The organism is Variovorax sp. P2_H12, assembly GCF_056403395.1.
In genome coordinates, this window is the sequence record NZ_JBFUFO010000037.1 from 42225 (window position 1) to 62910 (window position 20686).

The 20686-nt window shown below is 62.6% G+C and carries 21 protein-coding genes and 1 pseudogene; 7 read left to right on the forward strand and 15 right to left on the reverse strand.

Annotated elements, in window-relative coordinates; all coding sequences use genetic code 11:
• Positions 1 to 135: 135 nt before the first annotated feature.
• The 4 genes from AC1DYK_RS26395 (at position 136) to AC1DYK_RS26410 (ending at position 3753) form a co-directional block, all read left to right on the forward strand.
• On the forward strand, positions 136 to 714 hold the full coding sequence (locus AC1DYK_RS26395; protein WP_478168993.1) for an amino acid synthesis family protein: 579 nt from the start codon (positions 136 to 138) through the stop codon (positions 712 to 714).
• A 102-nt stretch (positions 715 to 816) separates the two neighbouring features.
• The gene (locus AC1DYK_RS26400) at positions 817 to 1797 is read left to right on the forward strand and encodes a tripartite tricarboxylate transporter substrate-binding protein (protein ID WP_478168994.1); all 981 of its coding nucleotides are present in this window, start codon (positions 817 to 819) and stop codon (positions 1795 to 1797) included.
• Positions 1797 to 2162: a nuclear transport factor 2 family protein gene (locus tag AC1DYK_RS26405; RefSeq protein WP_478168995.1), complete on the forward strand. Its 366-nt coding sequence runs from the start codon at positions 1797 to 1799 to the stop codon at positions 2160 to 2162. Before AC1DYK_RS26400 ends, AC1DYK_RS26405 begins: the two co-directional genes overlap by 1 nt.
• A gap of 31 nt (positions 2163 to 2193) precedes the next feature.
• The gene (locus AC1DYK_RS26410) at positions 2194 to 3753 is read left to right on the forward strand and encodes a bifunctional 3-(3-hydroxy-phenyl)propionate/3-hydroxycinnamic acid hydroxylase (RefSeq protein WP_478168996.1); all 1560 of its coding nucleotides are present in this window, start codon (positions 2194 to 2196) and stop codon (positions 3751 to 3753) included.
• A gap of 54 nt (positions 3754 to 3807) precedes the next feature.
• On the opposite strand, the gene AC1DYK_RS26415 is transcribed toward AC1DYK_RS26410, so the two are convergent.
• The 9 genes from AC1DYK_RS26415 to AC1DYK_RS26455 form a co-directional block, all read right to left on the reverse strand.
• Entirely contained in the window at positions 3808 to 4512 is a 705-nt protein-coding gene (locus AC1DYK_RS26415) for an ABC transporter ATP-binding protein (RefSeq protein ID WP_478168997.1), read from the reverse strand.
• Positions 4505 to 5236 (reverse strand): ABC transporter ATP-binding protein, encoded by a 732-nt coding sequence (locus tag AC1DYK_RS26420; protein WP_478168998.1) that lies wholly within the window; start codon positions 5234 to 5236, stop codon positions 4505 to 4507. The genes AC1DYK_RS26415 and AC1DYK_RS26420 overlap by 8 nt, the downstream gene beginning before the upstream one ends.
• The gene (locus AC1DYK_RS26425; protein WP_478168999.1) at positions 5233 to 6147 is read right to left on the reverse strand and encodes a branched-chain amino acid ABC transporter permease; all 915 of its coding nucleotides are present in this window, start codon (positions 6145 to 6147) and stop codon (positions 5233 to 5235) included. Before AC1DYK_RS26425 ends, AC1DYK_RS26420 begins: the two co-directional genes overlap by 4 nt.
• The gene (locus AC1DYK_RS26430) at positions 6144 to 7019 is read right to left on the reverse strand and encodes a branched-chain amino acid ABC transporter permease (RefSeq protein ID WP_478169000.1); all 876 of its coding nucleotides are present in this window, start codon (positions 7017 to 7019) and stop codon (positions 6144 to 6146) included. Before AC1DYK_RS26430 ends, AC1DYK_RS26425 begins: the two co-directional genes overlap by 4 nt.
• Before the next feature lie 7 nt (positions 7020 to 7026).
• The gene (locus tag AC1DYK_RS26435; RefSeq protein WP_478169001.1) at positions 7027 to 8199 is read right to left on the reverse strand and encodes an amino acid ABC transporter substrate-binding protein; all 1173 of its coding nucleotides are present in this window, start codon (positions 8197 to 8199) and stop codon (positions 7027 to 7029) included.
• A 78-nt stretch (positions 8200 to 8277) separates the two neighbouring features.
• Positions 8278 to 9393, reverse strand: coding sequence for an alcohol dehydrogenase catalytic domain-containing protein (locus AC1DYK_RS26440; RefSeq protein ID WP_478169002.1), 1116 nt, complete (start codon positions 9391 to 9393; stop codon positions 8278 to 8280).
• Positions 9394 to 9437: 44 nt separating this feature from the next.
• Positions 9438 to 9839, reverse strand: coding sequence for a nuclear transport factor 2 family protein (locus tag AC1DYK_RS26445; protein ID WP_478169003.1), 402 nt, complete (start codon positions 9837 to 9839; stop codon positions 9438 to 9440).
• Between the two features lie 105 nt (positions 9840 to 9944).
• Positions 9945 to 10490, reverse strand: coding sequence for a cupin domain-containing protein (locus AC1DYK_RS26450; RefSeq protein WP_478169004.1), 546 nt, complete (start codon positions 10488 to 10490; stop codon positions 9945 to 9947).
• Positions 10491 to 11298: 808 nt separating this feature from the next.
• Positions 11299 to 12534 (reverse strand): IS4 family transposase, encoded by a 1236-nt coding sequence (locus AC1DYK_RS26455; RefSeq protein ID WP_478169005.1) that lies wholly within the window; start codon positions 12532 to 12534, stop codon positions 11299 to 11301.
• A gap of 851 nt (positions 12535 to 13385) precedes the next feature.
• Between AC1DYK_RS26455 and AC1DYK_RS26460 the strand changes: the two genes are divergently transcribed.
• Together AC1DYK_RS26460 and AC1DYK_RS26465 are read left to right on the forward strand one after the other, a co-directional pair.
• Positions 13386 to 14378 carry a Bug family tripartite tricarboxylate transporter substrate binding protein gene (locus AC1DYK_RS26460; RefSeq protein WP_478169006.1) on the forward strand — a complete coding sequence of 331 codons (993 nt, stop codon included), beginning with the start codon at positions 13386 to 13388 and terminating at the stop codon, positions 14376 to 14378.
• Positions 14379 to 14390: 12 nt separating this feature from the next.
• Positions 14391 to 15491, forward strand: coding sequence for a M14 family metallopeptidase (locus AC1DYK_RS26465; protein WP_478169007.1), 1101 nt, complete (start codon positions 14391 to 14393; stop codon positions 15489 to 15491).
• 15 nt (positions 15492 to 15506) lie between these two features.
• On the opposite strand, the gene AC1DYK_RS26470 is transcribed toward AC1DYK_RS26465, so the two are convergent.
• Both AC1DYK_RS26470 and AC1DYK_RS26475 read right to left on the reverse strand, forming a co-directional pair.
• Positions 15507 to 16565, reverse strand: a complete 1059-nt coding sequence (locus tag AC1DYK_RS26470) for a beta-keto acid cleavage family enzyme (RefSeq protein ID WP_478169008.1) — start codon at positions 16563 to 16565, stop codon at positions 15507 to 15509.
• A 176-nt stretch (positions 16566 to 16741) separates the two neighbouring features.
• Positions 16742 to 17302, reverse strand: coding sequence for an RBBP9/YdeN family alpha/beta hydrolase (locus AC1DYK_RS26475; RefSeq protein ID WP_478169009.1), 561 nt, complete (start codon positions 17300 to 17302; stop codon positions 16742 to 16744).
• 184 nt (positions 17303 to 17486) lie between these two features.
• Between AC1DYK_RS26475 and AC1DYK_RS26480 the strand changes: the two genes are divergently transcribed.
• Positions 17487 to 18521, forward strand: coding sequence for an AraC family transcriptional regulator (locus tag AC1DYK_RS26480; RefSeq protein ID WP_478169010.1), 1035 nt, complete (start codon positions 17487 to 17489; stop codon positions 18519 to 18521).
• A 24-nt stretch (positions 18522 to 18545) separates the two neighbouring features.
• Here the strand turns inward: AC1DYK_RS26480 and AC1DYK_RS26485 are convergent, their stop codons facing one another.
• From AC1DYK_RS26485 to AC1DYK_RS26500, 4 genes and pseudogenes are all read right to left on the reverse strand, one after another.
• Entirely contained in the window at positions 18546 to 18911 is a 366-nt protein-coding gene (locus AC1DYK_RS26485) for a hypothetical protein (protein ID WP_478169011.1), read from the reverse strand.
• Positions 18908 to 19366, reverse strand: coding sequence for a hypothetical protein (locus AC1DYK_RS26490; protein WP_478169012.1), 459 nt, complete (start codon positions 19364 to 19366; stop codon positions 18908 to 18910). Before AC1DYK_RS26490 ends, AC1DYK_RS26485 begins: the two co-directional genes overlap by 4 nt.
• A gap of 6 nt (positions 19367 to 19372) precedes the next feature.
• Positions 19373 to 20362, reverse strand: a complete 990-nt coding sequence (locus tag AC1DYK_RS26495; RefSeq protein WP_478169013.1) for a Bug family tripartite tricarboxylate transporter substrate binding protein — start codon at positions 20360 to 20362, stop codon at positions 19373 to 19375.
• Between the two features lie 117 nt (positions 20363 to 20479).
• A pseudogene (locus tag AC1DYK_RS26500) lies at positions 20480 to 20686 on the reverse strand (3-keto-5-aminohexanoate cleavage protein); the annotation flags it as partial.

The following is a 20686-nucleotide window of genomic DNA, read 5'->3' on the forward strand; positions in this document are numbered from 1 at the left end:
ATGCACAAAGACGCATAACATGCAAACCCATCGGCTCCAAAACGGACTAGGGGAAACGCTAGGTATGAAATGATATTTTGTGCATAAACTGCCGTTCGTGCATACAGTACGTTCCACGCCACAGAGAGCCCATCCATGTCCCTGATCGAAATCCGCAAGCGGAGTCTGACCGTCGAAACCATCTATCACGAAGGTGGGCCGGTGGCGCCTACCCCACTCAAGTTGGCCGCGTCGTGCGCCGTGATTCGCAATCCCTATGCCGGTCGCTACGAGCCTGATCTCCTGCCGTTCATGGCGGAACTGCGCACGCTCGGCACCCTCCTCGCCGAGGAACTTGTCGCCACTCTGGGCAAGGAGAACGTGGAGGTCTACAGCAAGGCAGCCATCGTCGGCGTCGATGGAGAAATGGAACACGGCGCGGTGTGGCACGAGGCCGGTGGCTGGGCGATGCGCGCTGTCCTTGGAGAGCCCAAGGCGATGGTGCCGGCCGCGAAAGCGGTCGCGGGGACCGGCTACCGCCTCATGGTGCCTTTGCACAACATCCACGCGTCATACGTACGGAGCCACTACAACAGCATGGAGATCGGTATCCAGGATGCACCGAGACCGCGGGAGATCCTCTTCGCATTGGTCATGGGAACCGGTGGTCGCATTCACTCGCGTCTGGGTGGCCTGGCGAAGGAAGACATCAACTTGCACGACGGTCAGCGCTAAAGCGCCATCCGCCCTGCCGCTTTCGGGACGGCAGCCACGCGCCGCATCGCCCCAACTCCTCGTTTCAGTCCCCCGGGTCCAGTATCTCTTCCGGAACATGTCTTGAACAGCACATTCACTCGCCGCCAGATCCTAGGCGCCGCATCGGCTCTGGGACTGGGAACTTCAAGTCTCGCGGCCTTCGCCCAGTCTGCAAATGCAGCGCGGATCATCGTCGGCTTTCCCGCCGGAGGGACTGCCGACAGTCTCGCCCGGGTCGTCGCACCGCTGGTGGCACAGCCGGGTCAGAGCATGATCGTCGAGAACAAGCCTGGCGCCTCGGGGCAACTGGCAGCCGATGCCGTGCGTCAGGCCACGCCGAACGGCAGTGCGCTTCTGCTCACACCGTCGTCGATCTTGTCGCTCGTGCCGCATCTTTACAAGAAGCCGATGTATGACAGTCTCAACGACTTCGCTCCAATCGGATGCGTGTGCGATCACTCCTTCGGATTTGCAGTGCAGGGATCGTCGCCCATCAAGACGTTTGCGGAGTTCGCGGAATGGGCGAAGAAGAATGCCAAGGACGCTACCTTTGCGACACCGGGTCCGGGCACCGCTCCCCACTTTCTCGGCACAATCCTCGGCCGCGAGATCGGGACGCCGCTTGCGCACGTGCCCTACAAGGGAGTTGCGCCAGGGCTGCAGGACTTGATGGGTGGCCAGGTCGTGTCAACCTTTAACCCGCTGCCCACATTGCTCGAATATCACCGGGCGGGTCGCATACGGATTCTGGCTGTTACCAATCCGACCCGCGTCGCGTCGCTGCCGTTGGTTCCGACGTTCACCGAACTGAAGCTCCCCGCTGTCGAACTCGTCGAGTGGTACGGCTTGTTCACTTCATCGAAGGTTCCTGCCGCCACCGTCGCAAAACTTCAGGATCGACTCAACGTTGCCGTGGCCAAGCCGGAAATGATCGCTGCCGCGAAGCGACTGGAGGTCGAACCCCGAGCCGTGGACGCAGCAGGCCTCAAGCGGCTTCTCGAGGCTGACTACAAGCGCTGGAAAGACATCGTGAACGTGACCGGCATCTCTTTGGACACCTGATGTTCGCCGACGTTGAAGTCTGCAGTGCTGAGCGCCTCAGGGCGCTGATGGCCGGTGACCTCGAGCGGCTGTCCGCGCTCGTCGCCGACGAACTTCGCTACGTGCACGCTACGGGCGTGGCACACGACCGCACCGCCTATCTCCGGTTTGTGCGCGACAAGCTCAGATTCCTGGACGTTCGCCTCGAGTCGCGGGTGGTGAAGGAGTTTGGCGAAGTCGCCGTGATCACCGGTTTGCTCGTCCAACGCGTCATTCGCGCGGGCGAGTCTGAGCCTGTGACGCTTTCATCATGGGCCATCGAGGTGTGGAAGCGCCACGATGGGTGGCGCCTGGTCGACTTTCAATCCACACGCCTCCCTGGCTAGTTCTTGCCTTAGAAATACGAATGAGTCTGAAATGAACGTTGACGTCATCATCGTGGGCCTTGGCCCGACCGGGGCAACACTGGCTGCCCTGCTGGGACAGCGCGGCTTCCGCGTTGCCGCTTTCGACAAGTTGCCCGATCTCTATCCCCTGCCAAGGGCGATCGGCCTCGACCACGAGGTCATGCGAATCGTGCAGGAACTTGGCATTGCGGACCAGGTCCAGAAGCACACCGCTTCCTATCGTCCCAGTGAGTATCGCGGCATGGAAGGCCAGTTGATCAAGCGCCTGGACATGGCGCCTCCGCCATTTCGTCTTGGCTGGGCGCCGAACTACGTATTTGACCAGCCTGCCTTTGAGGGAATCATCCGGACAAGACTTTCGGAACTGGAGTCGGTCCAGGTGCACCTTGAGGCCGAGGTCATTGCACAGGGGCAGGATTCCACTGGCGCCTGGATCGACGTGCGCCTTCGCGGAGAAGAGGAGCCTACCCGCGTCACGGGCAAGTACCTGGTTGCCTGCGACGGGGGCGCGAGCCCAATTCGCACACGCCTGGGCATCGACCTGGAGGACCTGAACTTCCATGAGCCCTGGCTGGTGGTGGACGCCATCATCAACGACGACAAACTGGACGATCTGCCTCAGACGCAAGTTCAGTACTGCGAGGCCGGTCGTCCATCGACATTCGTTGTTTTGCCAGGCAACCATCGTCGCTGGGAGATCATGCTTCTGCCCGGAGACAGCCTGTCGCCCGAATTTCCCGAGCACGAACTGTGGCCATTGCTCGAGCGCTGGATCCGGCCGGGGGATGGGAAGCTCTGGCGCGCTGCCGCCTACCGGTTCCATGGCTTGGTCGCCAACGAATGGCGCCAGGGGCGAATCCTTCTCGCGGGCGATGCGGCTCACATGACGCCGCCGTTCATGGCGCAAGGGATGGCCCAAGGCCTCCGAGATGCCCAGAACCTCGCCTGGAAGCTCGCACGGGTCCTGGCCGGCACTTCACCGACGTCGCTTCTCGACACTTATGGGGAGGAGCGCCGGCCCCACGTCGTCGAAACGACGCTGACCGCGATCGAATTGGGACGCGTCATCTGCGAGCGCGATCCCGAACTGGCTCGCCAGCGCGATGAGCGCCTGGTGGCCGAGCAGGGTGGGCAGGTGCGCACGGTGTTCCGGCAGAACATGATTCCCTCATTGAAGTTCGGGCTGATCGCAGCAGATTCGCCCGGGGCCGGCTCGCTGGTCCCTCAGCCCAATGTCAGGGCTTCAAGCTTCGAAGGCCGCCTCGACGATCTGACCGGCCGTGGCATCCGCGTGGCAGTTCTTGGAGAAGTTGACGCGGCTGCAGAAGCACAGTTGCTTGGCCTTCTGGAGCTCTGCGGCGGCGCGCTGATCCAGATCGGTTCGAACAGGTCGACCGAGACGCCAACGGTACACGTCGAAGAACTTGAAGCTGTGATGGCCCCATGGCTGGCTTCCCTGGGCCAGTCGGTGGTCATTGCGAGGCCTGACAACTATGTGTACGGCACTGCGAAAACCACTGCAGACGGAATCGCGATGCTGCAGCACTTCTTGCGCAGCTTGACCACCTGAAGCAAGCGAGGCGTCCGAAGCCGCCTCGCCTCCCCTAGGACCACCTTCCTGTGATCAGCCGCCGAGATAGGCGCGCTGGACGGCCTCGCTGGCAAGCAGGGCCGAGGCACTGTCCGTACCGACCACGCGTCCCTGCTCGAGCAAGTAGCCGCGGCTCGAAAGAGCCAGGCTTCGCTTCGCATTCTGCTCGACCAAGAGGATCGATACCTTGTCGTCGCGCACGCGCTCCAGCGACTTGAAGAGCTCGGACACCATCAGTGGCGAAAGCCCGAGCGAAGGCTCGTCGAGCAGGAGCACATCGGGGTTCGACATCAGCGCGCGACCGATGGCTACCATCTGCTGCTCGCCTCCGCTCATGGTCCGCACGCTCTGAGACAGGCGCTCGCGCAGTCGCGGAAACAGTTCCAGAACGCGCTGCAGGTTGCGCGCCTCGTTGGCCCTGGCGCGACGCGGATAGGCACCGATGAACAGGTTCTCCTTCACCGTCAGCTCTCCGAAAACGCCACGGCCTTCCGGCACGAGGGCAACGCCGCCCTCGACACGTTCATCTGACCTGAGTGCGCCCAGAGATTTGCCACCGAGCGAGATCACAGCTCCAGGGGCGGACATCAGCCCCGCGATGCACTTCAGCAGCGTGGACTTTCCTGCGCCGTTCGCTCCGAGCACGCTGACAACTTCCCCGGAACCGACGTGGATCTGCACATCGGCCAGCGCCTGGTGCTTCCCGTAGTGCGCACTGAGCGCTCGGACCTCAAGCATTTTCATCTCCCAGGTAAGCGCGGACGACCTCGGGATCCTTGAGCACGGTGTGAGGCGAGCCGACCGCGATCCGCTGGCCCGCATTCATCACGACGCAGTGGTCGCACAGGGATCTGACCGCCTCCAGCACATGTTCGACCATCAAGATGGACACGCCTTCGTCCTTCAATGAACGGACCAGTTCGATCGCCTGCAACAACTCTGTGGGGTTGAGGCCTGCGAGCCACTCGTCGAGTAGCAGGACACGAGGCCGACTGGCCAGGCAGCGTGCAAGTTCCAGGCGCTTCTGATCGATGTAGGTCAGCTCTTCGGCTCGGTCGGCAGTCCTTGATCCGAGCCCTACACGCTCGAGCAACGCGATCGCCGCGGCGTGAGCTTTGCTGCCGTATCGATGTTCGTGCGTGAACGACATGCCAGCCACGACGTTCTCGAGCACGGTCATGGTCTTGAAGAGGCGGACCAGCTGGTAGGTTCGAGCGATGCCCAGTCTGGCCACCCTGAAGTTGGGAGATCCGGCCGTTTCGTGGCCGTCCAACTTGACGGAGCCCCGATCGGGTTTCAATGCGCCGCTGATCAGGTTCAGCGCGGTCGTCTTGCCGGAGCCGTTGGGCCCCAGCAAGCCAACGATCTCACCCTTCTCGACGTGTAGCGACATCCCTTCGACCGCCTTGAGCCCGCCAAATCGGCGCGACAGGTCACTGACCTCGAGCAGGCGCGCGCTCACGGTTGATTCCTCCGTTTGGCGATGAGGCCCAGGAGGCCGCCCGGCAGCACATAGACAATCAGCAGGAAGATTGCGCCTAGCACAATGCTGAAGTGATCTGGGAAGTACTTGGTGAGCACTTCAAACGCCAGCACCAAGGGCACAACGCCAAGCACAGGACCATAGAACGCTGCAATGCCGCCCAGCAGTGCCATCACAACCACCTGGAAGGACACCAGCGAATTGAATGCAATCGAGGGTTCGATGTACGTCCACCTGGGCGCGACGATGGCCCCCGCGACAGCCATGAACATCGCAGTCACCGTGAACACCACTAGACGCACTCCGACCGTGTTGATGCCGCAACTTCGGGCCGCCATCTCGTCCTCGCCAATTAGACGCAACGCGAAGCCCAGGCGCGAACGAGACAGCCACGCGCCGAGCAGCCACAGGAAGGCAAGAAGAGCCAGGAGCTGCCAGTAGATCTGCTCCGCAGTGATGTCCAGCATCACGTACCGGCCGACGGACCCCGCGAGCTTCGACTCGTACCAGGTGACGACTTGCCGGATAAGCTCGGCAATGCCGAAACTGAAAACCACGAAGTACATGCCCGAGAGGCGCAGCGTGCACAGGCCGACAAACAGTGCCAGCAGGCCGCCGAGCAGGGCTGCGACCACGAGGACGAGTGGCCAGGGCAGGAGATCCGACAGCACCGCGACGCTGTAGCAGCCGACCCCGAAGAACGCGACCGTGGCGAGCGACACGAGGCGCGTCGTGCCGCAGAAGATCCCCCAGGCGGTTGCGAGCACCGCGTACATCAGGAGATTGATCATCAGGGATGTCGTGTAGTCGTTGCCTGCGCTCGGCAAGAAGGCGAGACCAGCAAAGCAGACGAGCGAGACGAAAAGAAAGAGTTTGGGTATTGAGGTCACCGGCCGGGCCTCCCAAACAAGCCCGACGGCCGAAAGACGAGAACGATCAGGAACAGCGCATAGTTCGCCGCGAGTGTCAGACCGGGGTCTACGTAGCTCGAGACCAGGCTTTCGCTGACACCGAGCAATAGAGCGGCAAGGACGCAACCAACGAAATTGCCGACGCCACCCATGATGACAACGATCAGCGCCTTCATCGTGAACAACACGCCCATGGTTGCGCTGAAGGTGGAGAACATGCTCACGAGCACACCCGCCACCGCGACGAGAACAGTTCCGAGTGCGAAGGCTAGCATCGCGATCTTGGTCACATCGATGGCGACCAAAGGCGCAGAAGCAGGATCGACGGCAACGGCCCTCAACGCAGTGCCGATCCGGGTGCGCGTCAAGAGCAGGAAGAGCAGCGTTCCGAGCACCAGGGCAACCGCCAGTGCCAGCAAGCGATTCGCAGCGACGGTCGTCCCGAAGATCTCGACCGGAATCGACAGATAGGAGTAACTCATGTAGTTGCCGCCGAAGATCGCCAGCATCAAGCCCTGGATGACGAACAGCAGACCGAAGGTCGACAGGATGCTGTCTCCCTCCAGGGCGTCCCGACTTCGCGCACGCCGGACCAGAGGCACGAAGGCAAGCCGGTACAGCAGTGCACCGGTGCCGGCGGCGATGGGTACCAGAAGGAGCAGAGAGACCAGAGGCGACACGCCTGCGCGCGTGAACAGAACCAGTCCTCCCAGGGCTGCGGCAATCATCATCTCGCCGTAGGCGAGATTGAGGATGCGCGCAACGCCGTACTGGAGGTTCAGGCCGAGAGCCACCAAGGCATAGGTGCCGCCCAGGGTCAAGCCGAAGAGCAGTGCATCGAGGAGCCGCATGCGTGACTCAGGCAGATTTCCAGGCCGGCTTTGCGATTGGTGCCTTGACACCCTTCTGATTCGGCGCGACACCGGAGAAGGTGCCCGACTGCCACTGGCCGACCGTCCAGCCACCCACAAGGATGTGGTTGTCGAACTTCAGAGGTCCGAAGACGGTGTCGAAGGTCGTCGAGGCCAACGTTTTGACGATGGCCGGCCGATCGATCTTCCCCACCTTCTCGATGGCCTGTTGCAGCGCCTGCAACCCTGAGTAGCACAGCAGGCTCACCCACTCCTCGGGCGGCTGTCCGTTGAGCGCCTTGTGTCGTGCGATGTAGGCCTTGATGGCCTCGGTATCGGGATTCCATCCTCCCGGCCCCATCACGCCCTCCACGTTCGGTCCGAACTTGCCAAGGTACAGCGGCAGTGCGGTCCCGACGCCCGCATAGAACAACTTTGGATTGAAGCCTCGCACACGGGCCGAATCGGTGAGGCCGATGGTGTCGGGCGGATAGCTGAAGCCGAGGAAGACGTCGGGGTTGGTACGCTGGGCGTCCGCGATCATCGGTGTCATGTCCTGCGTCGTGATCGGGTAGCTGCTGTCCAGGACAATCTCGAATTTGGCTGCCTTGAGCGACTTGCGAGCGGCCGCGGCGAGCTCGAGGCCGAACTGGTCGGTGACATTCACCATGGCCACCTTGTCGCCGATCTTTCCTTCGCTGCGCATCTGCGACATCACGGCCACGATCGCATCCGAATAGGAAGACGCGGTTCCGAGGAGCGAGAACATGTTGTCCCAGCGCTTCACCAGCTCGGGCATCCTGTCAGTGATGCAGCTCGGCATGATCATCGGGAAATTGCCCTTGTGGAAGGCGGGCGCGACCGCAAGGTTCATCCCGGTGCCCCACGGCGGCAGGAGGAAGTCCACCTTGTCCTGGTTGACCAGGCGTTCAATAGCGCGCACTGCTTCCTCAGGCTGGCTTCGATCGTCGTACTCGACCACCTCGATCCGGCGCTTGGCACCGCCGACCGAGATCCCTCCTGCCTTGTTGACGTCGTCGACCCAGAGCTTGTAATTCGGAATCTGAGCCGATGAAGCCCCGCCCGCAAAGGGCCCTGTCTTCGAGATCGCCCAACCGAACTTGATCGGTGATTCCGCGCCCTGTGCGCGAACGAATACGGACGGAACCGATGCGGCCAAGGCGGCACCGCCCAGGACGCGAACAAAGTCGCGGCGATGTTGATTCGAATTCATGGAGGTCTCCGACGTTTGTTAGGTTCAGGGATGGATCACGTAGTTGCTGAAGCCGCCGTTGCGGTTCTCGATGCCGGAAATGGCCTCGTTGACCTGCTCCAGCGGAAAACCCACCTGCTCGAAGATCGACAGATCAACCAAGCCGACTTCCGACATGTCTGCCATGTCCTGTCCTTCGCCTGCGGTGAACCACACGGAGCCGTCGAGTGACTGACGCAAATCCATCATCGTGTGGAGATCGATGGGCACGCCGCCCGCGATGGCGCCGATGTTCACAGCTGCGCCCCCCCGCTTGAGGGCCCGCATGCCGGCGAGAAAAGTCTCGTGCGGAGCCCCTGGGCCCAGGCAGTCCACAAACACGTCAACGCCGTCGCCTGTCTGACGAAGAACCCAGGCGTCCGGAGCTTCCGCGTCGTCAAGTGAAAGCACCTCGATCCGACCGGGCGCGATGGCTTTCACACGCTCGAGCAACTCGCGATTGCGGGCCGTGCCGTAAATGCGCGTCGCCCCCATCGCAAGCCCGTACAACACGGCGCCGATCCCTAGCGTCCCGCTGGCACCGTTGATCAGCATCGTCTTGCCAACCCCCATGTCGACCTTGCGCAGCGCAGCGTAGGCAGTCCCGAGGTAGCCGAATCGCGCCCCCTGGTCGAAGCTCACGCTGTCGGGCAGCTTGACGAGCGAGTACTGCGGCGCGGTCATGTATTCGCACAGCCCGGCGTACGGGTAATCCCGAAAGATTGCCATCGAGTTTTGCGAGAAGCCGAAGTAGCCGTTGAAGGTGTAGTGGCTGCAACTGGTGAGCTGGCCACTGCGACAGGCGCGACATCCGCCACAGTACCGCCCGGGATTCACATAGACGCGGTCGCCCGGCTTCCACGTATGAACCTGTGCGCCGACATCGACGATTTCGCCCGTCGGATCAAGACCGAAGATCGCCGGCAACGGCGGCAGCGGCCGCTCGGGGAACCAGGTGGTCCAGTTCTTGAGGATGTTTCCGAGGTTGGGGACGATCCCGCATGCCTTGACTCGGACGAGCACGTCGGTGGGGCGCGGCGTCGGGACGTCCATCTCTTCAATCAGCATGGGACCGCCGACCTCGTGCATCCGAGCGGCTTTCATTTTCTTGGGAAGCGACATGTCTATTCCTTCAGTGTGTGGTGTCGAGAGGCGATGCGCGCTTGTCAGGCAACGCTCATTTCAGTGGGCGTGGTCTGGAAGGCGAGCTGTTGCCAGCGGTCCCCCTCCTTCACCCAGACCTGCATGACCCTGGAGTCGATGGTCACGGTGCCGGTGCCGTTCTTGCGAACACCGACGAGCATCTGGCGGCCAGTCATCAACGCGCTGTTGCCGATCACCCGCACATCGAGTTCCGATCGCTCGACCCGCTTGTAATGGACGTTGAACCCGCCCGTGCTGAAGTAGCTGTCGAAGCCGTCGACCTGGCCTTTGGCGTGGACATGGATCAGATTGCGATGAAGCAACTCACGCAAGCGCTCGGTGTCGCCATTCATCATGGCGCTGCAGCGTTGCTGCTCAAGCTCCAGCAGCGTCTTCACCGCTTCAGATTGATCGAGGTTGGTCATGGTGGTGTGAATTGGAGATGACCGGGCACCGCGCGCTGAGCACTGGCGCACCGGAAAGGATCGCGGACTGGCAGGCGGACGGCTTGTTCGATGCGCGAATCGAGATCAACCGGCGCGCTTCTTGCCCATCAGCACGAAGAGCATGGTGGCGGGCCGGTCGCCCTTGTTACGCCAGGCATGGCGATTGCCTTGCTGCACTGCAACATCGTGCTTTTTCAGGAGCACCTCTTTGCCATCGTCGAGTTCAAGGCTGATCTCGCCATCAAGGACAACGTCGTAGTCGATGCTGTCGGTTGTATGCATACCAGGTGCATCCGGCTCAAACGTTTCCGCCAGACCCGGCAGCAATTGGCCGAACTCCGCCCCGAATGCGGCGCCGTCGAAGTCCTCCCTCATCATCACCGAGTCGGGCGGGAAGGTGACGAACATGAGGCGCGACTCGCCGATACCTGGAAGGAAGTTGGCCTCGATGGTCGGGTCGCTGAACGCTGCTTTGCTCCCCGCCTCGCTCGACGCGGTGGTAGACCAAAGCAACGTGGCCTCGAACCCGGGCACGCTCTTGAACACCGAGCTACGTCGCGCCTCTTCGTCAGATAGCACGCCCGACATTCCGCTCGAACCAACCCCCAGTACGACACGCCTAACTTTCATGATCCGTCTCTCCTAAGAATGCTGCTGCTCTCGCCGCTCCGGACCGTTGTCTCGGAGAATTTATGTGCATAAAGCACGTTTTATGCAAATGTGCTCCCTTGGGAGGGAAAACTCATCGGGAGGAACCCTAATGCTCGAACGTCGGTTTTATGCACAAACGAGACTATGTGCATCGGTTGATGACGTCTGCGACAGTCCATCTAGGCTCGGCTACGTTGTGAAATGGGTGAATGGTTCGCTAGGGCGATGCGAAACGGGCCTGCACTTGCTTTAGACGGCTTGCGATGCGTCGACTTCAGCGACTAACAACTAGCCGTGTGTGATCGCTCTGTGCCCCACCGAGAGAATCAGGAGGATGGGGTACCTTGTGACATGACCTGCTCAAGAATAATGAGCCGGCCCGAGTCGGCCGCTTACTTAGGTCGGCTTAGGCTTCCAAAGCAGTCGGGGAATCGGGATCGTGACCGACCGCTTGTGGCCGTTGCGGACAGTCGATCCGTCCAGTAGCAGCGGCCGGTTCGCATTCGGTTGCGAACTGAAGTTGGGCCACGTCGGGGCAAAGGCGGCTCAAGACCCAATACTGTTCGCTTATGGCATGAAGCTCCTGAATCGGCGCGGTATGTGGGAATCGGCGGGTCGAGGTCGGGGTCGAGGCGGGCCGATGATCTCGGGAGTGCAATCGATGGGCACACGCGTCGGCGCGTGGTGGTCGAATGATGCGTAGGGCGAGTGGCGCCGCTTGACCATCCGCGGCGAGCGCTTGTTCAGCGTGCGCGTGGCGCGGATGCGGGCGCAGGCTTCGAGCAGTTCATCGAACCATCGTCGTCGACGCCTCGGGCGCGCTGGGGGGAAAGGCCCCGGAGCGGGGCTGTGCGCGGCGTAGCAGCTGCACATGCCCTGTGAAGGACAACTCGGCATGCGCCATTCGATGCCGCGTGGCGCCCTGATGCAGCAGCCAGCGCACCGAGTAATGCGCCAGCACCCAGCCATAGAACTCCTGGCGCACGAGCTCCGCGGTCTTGCTGCGCAGCACGCGCCGGCTCTGCCTGAGGTGCGTCTTGAGCTCGTCGAACACGCCCTCGATCTCCCAGCGCTGGTGGTACACCGCTGCCAGTTCCAGCGCCGGGGCGACTTGCGGGTCCAGCAAGGTGGTCAACAGCCGGTAGCGCGGTTGTCCATCGGCCAGTCCTGGCAAGGCGTATTCGATGACGCGCACCACGATGGCTTGGCTCATCGCCTCGCTGCGGCTCACGCCCGTGGGATGGATGGCACTGAGGTACGAACCGTCGTCGAGCATGCGATGGACGGGCAACTGGCGATTGGCCACGCAGCGCCAAAGCAACTGCGCCCCGGTGGCCCTCGCCTGCTGCCAGTGCTCGAAGCCATTGAACCCCCGGTCCGCCATGCACAGCATGCCCGGCTCCAGCCGGGGCAACAGCGGCTGGAACAGCTCCCACTCGCCGCTGCGGTAGGGCCCCAGGTTGGCGCCCAGGATCGCATGCGTGGCGCACTCCACCAGGACCATGCATCGTGCCTGCGGGTAGCCAGCGCGGCCTATTCGGCTGCCCGGGTAGCCGAAATGCGCCGCATTCTCCGCCTCGTCAGGCAGCTCGAAGGTGCTGCCATCGATGGCGACCAGCCTCAGCCCGGCATAGAACGCGTGGGGGTGCGCCTGGGCGTCGGCCATGGGCACACAGCAGCGCTTGACCAACTCACGCATCGGCGCCGCGCCGATCTTGCTGCGCAAGCCACTGATCGAGGACTTGGTCACCCTGGGTGGCTCGGCAGCGCCGGCGGCCCACGCCAGGCCCTGCGACACGGCGGCGAACACCTCCTCGTAGGCGGCCTCGGGATACAGGCTCAGCGCCATGCAGTAGTACGCCCCCGCCACGGCCGGAAAGCTGCGCACGCGTTGCGAATTGCAGCCGTGGGCGTCGAGCACCGCATTCACCACCTCGGCCGGCACCACCCGCGCCAGCAGGCTGGCGCTCAGAAAGTCAGCCAGCCTGGCTCCGCTGCCCAGGACCGCCTTGGTTCTCGCCATGCTCGACTCCGTCGTTGCGACGGCAGTCATTCTGCATCAAATTTATCTATCCGAACAGTATTGGGTCTTGACCAACCACTTTGACCAATCTTATTGAAGGATGTTTGGCGCAATGGAATCGGCCGACAATTTGGTGCGTTCTGTGCCAATGGCTGAATCCTCTTGCAGCTACGTCTTCGACCGCACAGTCAACACAAAGATAGGCGAACGGTCGGCCCGGTAGCATCCCATAATGTTGAAGGATCAAAGGGTTCCAACCTCGACGACTGAGAGGAAAGCACATGAGCGGAAGCATCGAGTGCTTGGCGGCGTAGACCGCTGTGCCCTGACCATTCAACGTTGCCAGCAGGGTGATATCGGGACACGAGAGATGACGAAGCGGTCCTAGGACCAGAACTCGCACTGTGTCGAAGAAGTAACTTGAGCGTGGGTAGTCGTTCAGGAATGTAGAGCGGCCAGCGTGTCCCGCCGCCACTTCGTCTGGTAGTGCCTTGCATGTGACTATGTGTCTCAGAGAGAGCGACTTCATCTGTTGACCTCTTGCCGGGCATTCGTTTTACCCCTCCAAGACGAACTTTCCAATATCAAGACTGAACCGCCGACTCGGTCAGGTAAGTTTCGACGAACTTTCCCTCCTCTCGCTTGCCTAGGGTGGCGCCGACGAACTTTCTTCCCTGCCTTCAGGCGCGAAGTTGCTGCAGCTTCATTCGAGGCCTGGCTAATGACAACAAACGCTGATCTTAGTGGCGAAAATGTTGTCTTTTCCTGATAGGTCTCTGTTCTTACCATCCGTCGACCCCTGCTGTTGCGCCATGCAAGCAGGTGCGAGCCCCCTGTCCCGGAGAACAGCAATGAACCTCAAGAGCACTCTGACCGCCTGCGTCGCAGGCCTTCTCATGACATTGGGCGCCCACGCGGCCGATGCCTTTCCGTCCAAGCCGGTGAGCCTGATGGTTCCGTATCCGGCGGGCGGTTCGTCCGACGTGATCGCGCGGGTCGTCAACACCGCGCTGGCCAGGCAACTGGGGCAACCCGTGATCGTCGAGAACCTGGGCGGCGCCGGGGGCGCCATCGGTGCGCAGAAGGTGCTTCACGCGCCGACCGATGGCTACCTCGTGTTCCAGGGCACGCCGAACGAGACCATCCTCGTGCCGTTGACCAATGCGTCCGTCAAGTACGCCAGCGAGGAGTTCCGCATCGTGCAGATGATCGGTGTGGCGCCGATGGTGGCCGTCACCCGCAAGGACCTGCCCGCGAACTCGATGGACGAGTTGATCGCTCTGGCGCGCAAGTCGGCCAAGGACGCGCCGCTGACTTTCGGCAGCACCGGCTACGGCTCGCTCTACCACGTGCTCGGGGAGCGCCTCTCGGTGCTCACGGGCGCGAAGATGACGCACGTGCCCTACAAGGGCGGCGCGCCGCTGATGCAGGACCTGGCCTCCGGCCAGGTGGACTTCATGCTCGCGCCGATCCAGCAGCAGATCATCGCGATGGCGGATGGCGGACGCATGAAGATCGTCGGCACGCTTGCGCCGGCCGGCAAGGTGGAGGCGCCCCTGCTCGCGAGATTCCCGAGCGTGAACGACGGCACGCAGCTCAAGGACTTCAGCTTCACGCTCTGGCACGCCTACTTCGTGAAGAAGGGCACGCCGGACGAGGTGGTGCAACGGCTCAACAAGGCGCTCGGCGTCGTGCTGGCCGATCCGGCGGTGCGCAGCCAGCTCGAGGCCCAGGGCCTGGTGGTGGCGTCGCCGATGACGGTGTCCGAAGCCGCGAAGGCCTACGAGTCCGAAGTGGCGCGCTATCGCCAGATCGCCCATTCGATCAAGCTCGAACCGCAATGAGTGCGCGCGCCAATGACTTCGTCACCCACGATCGTTGATCACTTTTTCTCCGCGAACTACGCGCAGGCGCGCCGGCGCTTCCTCGCCGCCGCGCATTCGCGGTCGGACGGTGTCGAGAGTTTCCTCATCGAGGCGTCGGGTGCGTCCGGCGAAGCCCTGAGCACGGACGTGGCGTGGGTCCGTCCGGACGGCGCGCGTGCCTTGCTGGTGCTCACCTCGGCCACCCACGGCATCGAAGGCTTTTGCGGCTCGGCCTGCCAGCTCGCGCTGTTGGCCGACGACGACCTGCTCGCGCGCGCCGCCCAGGCCGGTGTCGCGCTGCTGCTGATCCACGCCGTCAACCCGTACGGCTTCTCCTGGCTCAGCCGCACCAACGAGGACAACATCGACCTCAACCGCAACGCGCAGTCTTTCGATGCGCCGCTGCCGATCGACGCGGACTATGCCCGCCTGCATCCGCTGCTGGTGCCGGCGGTGTGGCCTCCGTCGCCGGAGAACCGCGAGGCGATCGCGGCCTATGTCTCGCAGCATGGGCACGGTCGGTATCGCGCGGCGGTGTCGAGGGGGCAGTACGCGTTCCCGGAAGGACTTTTCTTCGGCGGTGCTGCACGCAGCGCATCGCTGGGCACGCTCAGCCGTATCCTGAGGACGCATGGCGGCATGTTCGAGGAGATCGGCTGGATCGACTTCCACACCGGCCTCGGCCCATGGGGCCATGGCGAGAAGATCTTCGCGGGCCGCCGCGATCCCCAGGAGGTGGAGCGTGCCGTGCGCTGGTGGGGCCTCGATGTGGCGGTGCCCTTCGCGGGCACGTCCGCCTCTGCCGACATCACGGGCCAAGTCGCCTCGCTGATCTATGCCGCGTGCCCCGACGCGCGGACGACATCGATGGCGCTGGAGTTCGGCACCGTGCCGTTCGACGCGATGGTGGATGCGCTGCGCGGCGAAGCCTGGCTGCGCCGCCATCCCGACGCGCCGCCCGCCGTCGCCGCACGCATTCGCGAATCCATGCGCGGAGCCTTCCTCAGTGACGACCCGGCCTGGCAGGGCATGGTGCTTGGCCAGAGCCGGGTCGCGATCCTGCAGGCGCTCCGAGGCCTGGAGGGCCGCTGACTCGATCTGGCGCGATCAGGCGGCCTTGCGCAGGAAGCCCTGGTTGCCGCCGTTGCGATTCGGCGCGAAGCCGTTGGCCTGCAGGGACTCCTCCGCCGTGTCGTAGAAGACGCCGATCCTCGAGATCTCGCGGGCCTGCCGGGCCGTGGCGATCTCGCGGCCGAACTCGCGCGAGATGCGCACCAGCTGCTCGATCTGCGACACCGTGCTCATCTTGGCCGTGCGCGACTGGTTCCACAGGACGTCTTCGGTGCCGCAGCGCACATGCAGGCCCATGGCAATGCCCATCATGTTGATCGGCAGCACGTTGCGCACGGAGCTTTCGACCGTCAGCACGGCGCCATCAGGCACGGCGCGCAGCGTGTTGGCCAGGTTGTAGATGTTGGGCGCATCCATGCCGCCACTGATGGCGACCCAGTTCATGACCAGCGGGCCCTTGTAGACGCCGCGGCGCATCAGGCGCTCCACCGACTCGAAGCTGTTGATGTTGTAGCACTGGAAGGCACTCTGGATGCCGGCGGCGGAAAGCCGGCGGATGTGCTCCTCCACCCAGCCGGGCTGGGCGGGCACCGTCATCTCCTTGTAGGCACTGAAGATGGCGGGGATCTCCCGGGAGGTGCCCTTGAAATCAGCCAGCTCCGCATGCTCGGTCACGTTCATCTGCGAGGTGTTCACCGTCACCGTGACCTGATCGGGCTTGGGGTCGAGTTCGGCCAGCATGTGGCGGGTGTCGTCGCTCAGCCACTTGGCAGCGGCGCCTTCCGATTCCGGCGCAAAGCTGATCGAGCCGCCGACCTGGATGAGCATCTCCGGGACTGCCTTGCGCACGCCGGCGATCAGCTCGTTGAACTTGGACAGGCGCTTGGAGCCCTTGCCGTCCAGTTCGCGCACATGCAGGTGCAGCACCGTGGCGCCGGCGTTGTAGCAATCCACCGCCTTCTGGATCTGCGCTTCCATGGTGACGGGGATGTCTTCGGGGAAGTCGGAGGGCAGCCAGCCCGGCGCATAGGGGGCGGCCGTGATGATCAGGGGCTGCTGGTTTTCGGGGAACAGGTGGCCGTCGAGAAAGTTCATTGCATGTCTCCAGTGGAACAGTGGACTTCGACGGACAGGTGGACCTGCGCCCTGGGGCGATGCTGGCACCGTCGAGTTCCGAGGGAGCTGTCACTGTAGGACAGGCAGGCAGGAGGCCGTTTGCCGGATCACGCTGCTCATTTGGCATTTCGCGCCAGTCCGGACGACCCGTGGGCTCACGCGAGTTCGCGAATGAACGCCTCGGCCTGCGGCCACTCGCCATGGCCCGAGGCCGGGTTCAGATGCCCGACCGGGCCGAGTTCGACGAAGCGGCTGCCCCACGCCTGCGCGAAGTCACGGGCGCGATCGAGACGGGTGAGGGGATCGTTGCTGCCCGCCGCAACGATGCTCGGAAACGGCAACCTGGCGCGCGGGATCGGCAGCCAGCCATTGAGTTCGAGCGCCTCGGTCGTCGGGTAGCCCGCCGGCATGGGGGTCTCGAGGTCGGCGGGCGCCGCCAGCAGTGCGCCGCGGATCTCGCGCGTGGCGCGCAGGGCGGCCCAATGGGCCACCATGATCGCGCCCGCGCTGTGCGCCACGATGATCACCGGTCCCTCGATGGCGGCGAGGGCGCGGTCGATCGCGTCGACGCGTGCCGCGCAACTCAGCTTGTCGTGTTCGAGCGGAGCGACGCTGCGCACGCGAGGCAGCTTGGCCGCCAGCAGGGTCTGCCAGTGGTCCGGCACATGCTCGCGCAGGCCGGGGACGATGAGAACGGTTGAAGTCGCAGAGTTCATGCTGATCTTTCAGTACGGGCAGCTTGCAGATGATTGCCGTGCGCTCCCGCCGGTTGTCCCAGAACGCGATGCTGATCTTCTTCCAGCGAAAACGCACCTGGTATTCGGGGATGCTCTCGAGGGGGGCAAGGTCAGTGCCAAAATGGGTCTCACGAGTGAGCCTATGAGACAAATCTCTCGACTGATGCGCAGCGCCACCTTGAACGGCTACGTCGAGTTGGTGGAGTCGCTCGGGCGGGATCCCCATGTCTTCATGCGAGCCGTGGGGCTGCAGGCGAAGTTGCTCGAAGACCCCGAGACGCTGATCCCGAGAGATGCCGCGCGCGAGTTGCTGGAAATCACCGCCCGTGCCACGCAGACCGAAGATCTTGCGCTGCGTCTTGCGGCCAAGCGCAAGCTGTCCGTCCTCGGGCCCATCAGCCTCGTGCTGAGGGAGGAGCCCACGCCGAGGGATGCCCTCGACACTCTGTGCCGCTACCTGAAGCTGGTGAACACCTCGCTGACGATCCGGGTTGAGGACACTGCCGGCGTGGTCATCATCCGGGAAGACTTGCTGCCGAGCCCCGGGCTGGCAATGCGGCAGTCGATGGAACTCGCTGTGGGCGGCATGTTTCGCATGCTGAGCGAATTGATCGGACCGCATTGGCAACCGCTTGAAGTCTGCTTCACACATCGCCCACCCAAGGACGTCTCCGCACATCGGGCATTCTTCGGACGGAGCGTCAAGTTCAATCAGGAATTCAACGGCTTGGTCTGCAAGGCGACCGACTTGTCGAAACCGCGCGAGTTCGCAGACCAGGTGTCGGCGGGATTCGCGCGCAAATACCTGGAAGCGGCCCTGAAGGATCGGAGTGAAAGCGCGCAGGAAGCCTGTCGCCAGATCATCCTGGCACTGCTGCCTGGGGGCACCTGCAGTGCACAGGAGGTGGCACGGTTCCTGCACGTCGATCGCCGTACGCTGTACCGTCAACTCGATGCGGAGGGTCTCACCTTCAGCCGCCTGCTCGACCAAGTGCGATCGGATCTGGTCAAGCGCCATTTGCGCGAGAGCGACCTGCCGCTCGGCGAGGTGGCCGAGCGGCTGGGCTTCTCCGGGCTCAGCAGCTTCAGTCATTGGTTCCGCAGTCTGTTCGGCTGCAGCGCCTCGCAATGGAGTAGGCAAGCCGCTGACATGGCTGATTTGGGCGAATACGGGACTGAATCGTCCAGTCGTCTGTAGACGGTGGCTTCGCCATCTCTTCGCTCAGGCAATTTTTCGCGCTCGTTCTCCCATCAATTCAAGCAACTCGAGTGCTCTGTTCGCAGCGTCCGCACCGCCGTCCATGTCACCGCGGACGAACTGAGGGCGAAGTTCCTCGATTTCTTCGAGTTGTGCGATCAAATCAGGCTCGGCAAGCTTGTACTTGCGAAGTACGCTGACCATGCACATGGACGCATGCACCATGTCCTCGGACATCCCACTCACGCCGCTTTTGTGCAGCACATAGTTGACCCAGTGCGTACCTGCGAGCATGGCAGCCTCGATCCGAATCTCCCAATCCGAGTCAGTGAGCTTGGCCAGCGATCGTTCAATTCGTTCCGCTTTGTCGCGGTGATTTCCCGGGATCATGGATGCATGTCCTGACGGACCAGTGCCTCGTATACCGATATGGCTTGCGATAGCGCCAGATTGCAGTCTTCGACGATCGCTTGCGTTGGCGTGCGATCTCCGCGCAGGCAAGGATCACGGTGTTCTTCCAGTGCATGCAATGCGGCCTCCAGGCGCTGGATGGGCTCTGGCATGTCGCCAGGAATGGCGGGCCAGCCGACATGGCTCACATCGCCCGGTCCGCGTAGCTCCCTGCGGCAGCTTCCATCGCTCTGAGGGACGACGTGCACACCGGGGATCGTGGAAAAAGCGCGATCTTCGCTGGTCAATCCTGTCGCATGCAGCGAGGTGTTCCAGATGTTGGTTCCCGCTGTAAGGCACGTCCAATACCAGAGTTCAAAATCTGCAAGAGGGTCGAGTCGATCGCGAAGCTGCAGAAGGCGACCTATCTTGTCCACGTGAGAGGCAATCTTCATGAGCTCTCACTCCGGCTTGATATTTCCGTCGGCGACGATCTTCCGCCAGACAGCCAGGTCGTTCGTGATCGTTTGCATGAATGCTTGACGACTCACCGGGGTTGCAGGCGGGATGTTCATCTGGCGAAGTGATTCCCCGAACTCCGGCTGAGCCAATTCATGATTGATGGCTGCATGCAGACGCTCAAGCAACTCCGATGGCGTATTCTTCGGCGCAAAAACACCTTGCCAACCCGTGGCGGTAAATGGATAGCCCTGCTCGGACAGCGTCTTGACGTCGGGCAGTTTGGGACTGCGAACCGTGCCTGACAACGCGATGCCGCGCAGTTTTCCTTGCGCAATGAAGGCCAACGGAGAAACGACGTCAACCCAGCCGATAGGAATCACGCCCGAGACAATATCCGTCAGCAACGCAGGTGCTGTTTTGTAGGGGACGTGATTGATGGTCAGGCCTGTTCGCTGCTTGATCCACTCCATCGTCAGGTGTCCATTCGAACCGACTCCCCAACTTCCGTACGATTGGTATTTCTTGGGATCGCTTCGCAGCAGATCCACCAGTTCAGGGAGGGTATTCGCAGGTACCGAAGAGTGCACTGCGAGCAGTACGCCACCTACTGCAGATAGCGCCACGGGCTCCAGGTCTCGCAGGGTTTTGGCCGGAAGGTCCGGATTCAGTGCCTCGGCCATCACCATGGATGATGCCGTGCTATGCAAGAGCGTATAGCCATCCGGTGCCGCGGTTTTGACCGCCAAGGTACCGATCAATCCATTCGCGCCCGAGCGATTGTCTATGACAAATGGCTGGCCCAGCGTTTCGCCGAGTCGGGTGTAGAGTTTGCGCGCCATCGCGTCCAGCACCCCGCCTGCTCCACCTGGCACGATGACCTTGATGGGGCGTGTCGGCCAGCTCTTGGTACCCTGAGCGCCAGCCAGATTGCTCATCAGGGATGCTGCCGCTCCAAGTACGAGCTCTCTACGGGTCAATGAGATCGTCATCTGTTCTTTCCTTGATCAAGGTTCGCGTGCGAAAAGACGCAAAGGCGCATTCGGCTGTGGCCAGCTCCGAAATTTGTTGGCCAGAATGAGGGCTTCGGATGTGAGCCCCCGGAGGCTTCAGGTCGGCTTGCGCAGGAATCCCTGGTTGCCACCGTTGCGATTGGGCGCGAAGCCATTGGCCTGAAGCGTCTCTTCCGTCGTTTCGTAGAAGACCCCGATCTTCATGATCTCTCGTGCCTGTTTCGCTGTCGCGATGGGGCGGCCGAATTCGCCGGAGATACGCACCAACTGCTTGATCTGCTCGACGGAACTCATCTTGCCCGT